Source organism: Adlercreutzia sp. DFI.6.23 (assembly GCF_024462535.1).
Lineage (GTDB): Bacteria > Actinomycetota > Coriobacteriia > Coriobacteriales > Eggerthellaceae > Adlercreutzia > Adlercreutzia rubneri.
Genome location: NZ_JANGBP010000597.1, coordinates 1 through 297, shown reverse-complemented (window position 1 = coordinate 297; position 297 = coordinate 1). Strand labels below are relative to the sequence as shown.

Here is a 297-nt window from a genome sequence, read left to right as displayed (position 1 = left end):
CGCGCCACCGAGGAAACGGCGCTCATGGAGGCCGCGTCCGCCATTGTCGTCGCCGACCAGGCGGCGGTCACGACCGCCGAGGCCGAGGAAGCACTCGCGCCCCGGGCCACCGGCGAGCTGGCCGTTCCCGCGGCCATCGGCGAGGTGATTCCCGAGACAGAGCCTCCTGTAGATTACCAGGTACTCGAAGAGGACGCGTCGGCCCCCTACGAGGTCGGCGACGAAACCTCCTCCCCGGCACCCACAGCGCGACCCCCGCGGGCCAAAGGCCCGATCAACGCGGCCGCATGCATCGTC

At 71.4% G+C, this 297-nt stretch carries 1 protein-coding gene; it reads left to right on the top strand.

Annotated features, from left to right (window positions below; genetic code table 11):
• Positions 1-24 precede the first annotated feature (24 nt).
• The coding region (locus NE591_RS14720; RefSeq protein ID WP_256157043.1) for a hypothetical protein at positions 25-297 on the top strand (273 nt) is incomplete at its 3' end.